General features: G+C 35.5%; 4 protein-coding genes. 1 reads left to right on the forward strand and 3 read right to left on the reverse strand.

Annotation, left to right across the window (positions count from 1 at the left end):
- Positions 1-340 precede the first annotated feature (340 nt).
- Positions 341-1,852, reverse strand: a complete 1,512-nt coding sequence (locus RM529_RS15885) for a two-component system sensor histidine kinase NtrB (protein ID WP_311485729.1) — start codon at positions 1,850-1,852, stop codon at positions 341-343.
- 361 nt (positions 1,853-2,213) lie between these two features.
- Here RM529_RS15885 and RM529_RS15890 point away from each other — a divergent pair, with 361 nt between their 5' ends.
- Complete coding sequence (locus tag RM529_RS15890; protein WP_311485730.1) at positions 2,214-3,266, forward strand: helix-turn-helix domain-containing protein; 1,053 nt, start codon at positions 2,214-2,216, stop codon at positions 3,264-3,266.
- A 63-nt stretch (positions 3,267-3,329) separates the two neighbouring features.
- Here RM529_RS15890 and RM529_RS15895 read toward each other — a convergent pair whose 3' ends face one another.
- Together RM529_RS15895 and RM529_RS15900 are read right to left on the reverse strand one after the other, a co-directional pair.
- Positions 3,330-3,560, reverse strand: coding sequence for a helix-turn-helix domain-containing protein (locus tag RM529_RS15895; protein WP_311485731.1), 231 nt, complete (start codon positions 3,558-3,560; stop codon positions 3,330-3,332).
- A 509-nt stretch (positions 3,561-4,069) separates the two neighbouring features.
- A complete protein-coding gene (locus RM529_RS15900; protein WP_311485732.1) occupies positions 4,070-4,477 on the reverse strand; it encodes a hypothetical protein in 408 nt (135 codons plus the stop codon).
- Positions 4,478-4,746 lie beyond the last annotated feature (269 nt).

Consider the following 4,746-nt stretch of genomic DNA (forward strand, 5'->3'; position numbering starts at 1 on the left):
TCATCGGATATGCATTCGTTACGCAGTAAATTAAACACAAAGAACAAGGCCGAAAAAAGGTTACATTATCAATAATCCGGGCTAGAAAATATTTTTTGGGTTCTAATTCAATCGGCATTCTACTTTTCTTAATGCCATTCAAAGTTTATCCAGTACCTTAAACTAGATTTTTTATTGTCAAAATAGCGATCTATTTCAGAAATTTTAAGGTAATACCAGCATCCTAAATCCCATTAATTGCCTTTGAGTATTCAAGTTTTGAACATCGAAACGTTGTAGGTAGTGCAAGATGTAAGGTTGGAGTAGTATTGAAAAATTAGTGAATTTTTATAGATAACTTTTATAAAAGATCATTCTGAAAAAATATTTCAAAACAAGTGCCTTCGTTAGGAGTGCTCTTTACTTTTATTTGTGCATCATGTTCTTCAAGAATATTGTTTACTGAGGTTAAACCTACACCCACTCCGGTTTCTTTACTGGTATAAAAGGCATCAAATAAGCGATCTATTTCGGGTTGCTTTAATCCGTACCCGTTATCTTGGATACTTAGGACACTTTCAGTAAGATGTTTCTTTATTTTTATTTCTAATATTCCTTCATTGGGTATCGTGGCTTCAGTGGCATTGACTATTATATTCAGCAATGCAATGACAAATTTTTCTTTATCAGCAAGAATATAAGCAGGTTCCTCATACCCTTTAACAACTTTTATTCCGGCAAGATAGATTCTATCGGAAGCTTTATTGAGAGTGTCGTTTATAATTTCAACAAGGTTTTCTTTTACCAGTACTGCAGGGGAATAATTGGAAGCATTTAGTAAATTACCTATCAGGTTGTCTATTGTTTTTGTACTTCTGGAGAGAATTTCTAAATAATTTTCAATTTTTTTCTTTTGCTCAACATCTAGTTTATTATTTAAAATATCTGTTGCCATGCGAATACTAGCTAAAGGATTTCGTAATTCATGAGCGAAGATACGCGCAACTTCTCCCTGAATGGAAAGTCTTTCAGCTTTGAATAAAGCTTCTTGGGTGCTTTTATATTCGGTAATATTTCTAACTATAAGAATATATTCTTCCACCCAATTAGCATTTTGGCGTTCAAAAATTTTGCCGCGGATATTAAACCATTCCCAAGAGGCATTTCTTAATTTTAGTCGTAATTCAATTTCTATAACTTCATCGTCAGCAGCTTTTACTAATTTTTTATGCATATTGACAATCTTATTCCGATCCTGTGGATGAATGAAAGGAAGCACTTCTAAAAGCGGTGTTCCTTGAATTCTCTCTTTGGTCATTCCTGCTTCAGGAAAAATGTGGTTGTTTATATACCGAACGCAGTAACTGCTAAGATTGATAATTAGAATTGTTTCCGGTGATGCCTCTGCCAGATTTTGTTTGAACCTAATATCCTCCTTCAATTTCTCAGCTTCGATTTTACGGAGACTAATATCTTCTATAGCAGCTATTAAAAGATTATCTTGAGGCTTCGCAGTCATGCGGAACCATCTACTATTCCCATCCTTATCAAAGTGGAATTCTTTATCTATAGCCTGTCCCGATTCCATTGTATTTTTGAAGGCCTCGAATATTCCCATTTTAACTCCATACTGAGAAGTTTCCAGATACGTTTTTCCCAAAGGATTAGTATCCAAGTACATGTCCATTAATATTTTATTTACTTCAATAAACTTAAAATCCTTAATAGTGGAATCCTCATTATAAATGGTTTCAAATACTGCTATGGCCTGGTTAGTGGTGTCAAAAACGGTGCGTAATAATTTTCTGCTTTTATTTAGATCGGATAATTCCTGAAGTTCCTTATTCGTATGGTTTCTATTGTTATATGACATATAATTTTTCAACTCTTGGTGTTATTTTAGAATCCAACAAATTTTAAAGAGTTGTTAAAATTAATGAAAGATTCTATTAAAACCTATTTCTCAATTTTTTATTTATTATTGAAATCTCTGCTTCTAGGAATAAATATTTATTTTGCAAAATTAGAGGTTCTGCATAGAATACGTCCCCCTGCCATTCTACAGAAAAATCTTCATCTCAAGAAATGCCTCCTTAAAAAGGTCTTGGAAGAATTCAATTTTGCTGACTTCTAAACCGAATTTAAAACTGGAAAAACTTTTTAACCCGGATAATTATTCCGATTTTGTGACGTTCAGGAAATAAATACTACTTTTAAAAGATTAATACTAGACTATGAAAACTCTTGATTTAAGGTCTATGTCGGCGAGTCATGTAATTCATGATTTGGCCGAAGCTCTTAATGTAAAATTTGAAAAAAAATGTGAGGAATACACACTTCACCTTCCTCCTAAAGTTGGATCTGGTTTTATAACCGGAATTGATACAGAGGGCGGACTCGGAGTTTTGCTGTACGATTGTACTTTTAAACAAGATACCCAGGTATGCTTTAGTGTTAATGAGGTACATCCTCTAAAATTTCTTTATGTGCTGGAGGGATTTATAGAGCACCATTTTCAGGATGATAAGGAAGACGGGCACCATATAGAAAAGTATCAAACCGCTATTGTTGCCAGTGAATCAGAGACTGGTCATATCTTAAATTTTAAGGCAGATGAACATACTAGGATACATAGTCTGGAGATTAACCGAAAGATCTTCAGCGAAAAAAGGGGCTGTGAATTAAAAAACTTAAAAGGAGATTTAAAAGCCCTTTTTGAAGATGTAGAGGCAAAGAAGAAATTTTATTATAGAGATCATCTTAGCCTGGACCTGGCAAATCTGTTTAAGAAGATGTATGATTTTGGAGAAGTAGATTATCTACGGAAGATCTATCTTGAAGGCGTTGCTTACCAAATCCTGATAAAGCAAATTATTCTTTATCTGGATAGCCAGGAAGATGGAGATAGAAGCCGACTATTACGTACCTCTGAAGTAGAACAAGTTCAACGGGCTGTTGATTATATTGAAGAACAAATTGCTGAAAGTCCCGGCGTGGAAGAAATAGCTAAAGAAGTTGGTTTGAACGTTAACAAACTGCAATACGGTTTCAAGATGTTGTTCGACAGTACGGTCAATAAATTCATTCATAAGACCCGTTTGGACATTGCGAGAAATTTATTATTACATACAGATTTTAATGTCTCTGAAGTAGCCAACAGCGTGGGACTCAGTAATAAAAGTTATTTTTCAAAGGTTTTTAAAGAATCTTATAAGATCACACCTTCAGAATTCCAGCAAAAGAACAAGGCCCGGCGGAAAGATTCACTTTCAGACTCAAATGCATAGCAACAGTATTCATGCTGATTACCTGAAAAATAGCTTACCTTCTTCCTAAAGAATGGCTTAAAATTAGCTTAAGTGTTCTGATTCTTTTCCAAGTAAAAGGAAGTCGGTAGTCTTGTGGTATATGCAGCTAAGCCTGATAATATGGTCCAATGCAATACAATTCTGACCATTCTCCAGGAGAGAGTATGCTGCCTGACTAATAAATAATTTATCTGCTATATACTGCTGAGAATATCTGGACTGGTATCTCAAACCTTTAATACGTTGCGCAATTTTCATTCTATCAATCACCATGCTCCTTTTTTATTAATATGAATAAAAGTATAACAGTGGGTTATAAATTGCTGTCAAAATCCTGTAAAAACCTAATACAATAAAAAATAGTTGTTCTAATTAAGCTCTTGCCAAAAGTCAATCCCCTCTCAGGTTTTTCAGTGCCCGATGCACCGGATCCATGGCTTATGGAGGCAAATGATATTCTCAATGCCAGTTTTGAATACTCCAGTTTTCAGGCAAGTATTAAAACTTTACAGGCTATATTTTTTCAGAAGATGTAATTCTAAATTAACTTTTGAGTCTGTAAATTAACTCTGTCTGATCTTCCAATTCCTCTGGGGCTGATCCAGAGGAATTAGCGTTTATGGCCAAGGGTATTATTCGTAATAATGCTAAGATTGAAAAATCTATTCGACAAAATTCTAACAGAAGCGCCTGGATTATTCGATGCTGTCTATGAAATGGTTGAATGTCATTAAAGCTTTATCCAGTGCCTTAAACGATTTTTTATCTTCAACAAAAAGGATTTATTTGGAACGTCTTAGGAAGAATCCTAGTAAGCCTATTCCCCTACATTCCGCAGAAAAAGCTCCATTCTGGGAAAAGCACTTCCTTACAAAGGTCTTGACTTCAAAGATTACAATTTCCATTGCGCTGACCCTGCCAGAAAAAAAGGCAAGAACGCTCCATTCCCAATCTACATCTTTAAAGTCAAGTCCGTTTTGAATCCTACATAACAAGAGTAACCGGTTTTCGTAACCCGGTGAGCACATTGCCACTCCATTTCGCGAAAAGCTGCATTCCGGGCAAAGAGCTTCCCTGTAAAGGTCATGGACACCATCCCCAATTTCTGCTTTCCATTTCGTTTGCCCTTCCCGCGCTGCCGGGAAGCGCACTCCATTCCAATACGAAATCGTGAACGGAGTCCGCTTCATCGGAATTCCATTTAATCATTTAGTCCCGCTTCCTATGTTTTGGTACTTCACAAAAGCATTTACACCTACTCCCGCACCGCCGCTGTCCCTACCTTTTTTTGAAAGCAAAATACCAATAATTGGAAATTAAACGGACTGCATAAGCCAGTCGTGCCTCCTTTTTATAAGTCCTTATTTATTCCAATTCTTGAAAATGTATCAGCAACAAAAAATGGTAACAGCGGACGGCTCTATGGGAAGTAAATCTAAAACGAATATTATGAAATCTT

Origin of the sequence: Autumnicola edwardsiae, from assembly GCF_031846505.1 — a bacterium.
Classification (GTDB): domain Bacteria; phylum Bacteroidota; class Bacteroidia; order Flavobacteriales; family Flavobacteriaceae; genus Autumnicola; species Autumnicola edwardsiae.

What these genes read in the sequence shown, in the direction of transcription:
- RM529_RS15895 (WP_311485731.1), bottom strand. Translation starts at nt 3,560, where the DNA reads ATGGTGATTGATAGAATGAAAATTGCGCAACGTATTAAAGGTTTGAGA.
- RM529_RS15890 (WP_311485730.1), top strand. Translation starts at nt 2,214, where the DNA reads ATGAAAACTCTTGATTTAAGGTCTATGTCGGCGAGTCATGTAATTCAT.
- RM529_RS15900 (WP_311485732.1), bottom strand. Translation starts at nt 4,477, where the DNA reads ATGAAGCGGACTCCGTTCACGATTTCGTATTGGAATGGAGTGCGCTTC.
- RM529_RS15885 (WP_311485729.1), bottom strand. Translation starts at nt 1,852, where the DNA reads ATGTCATATAACAATAGAAACCATACGAATAAGGAACTTCAGGAATTA.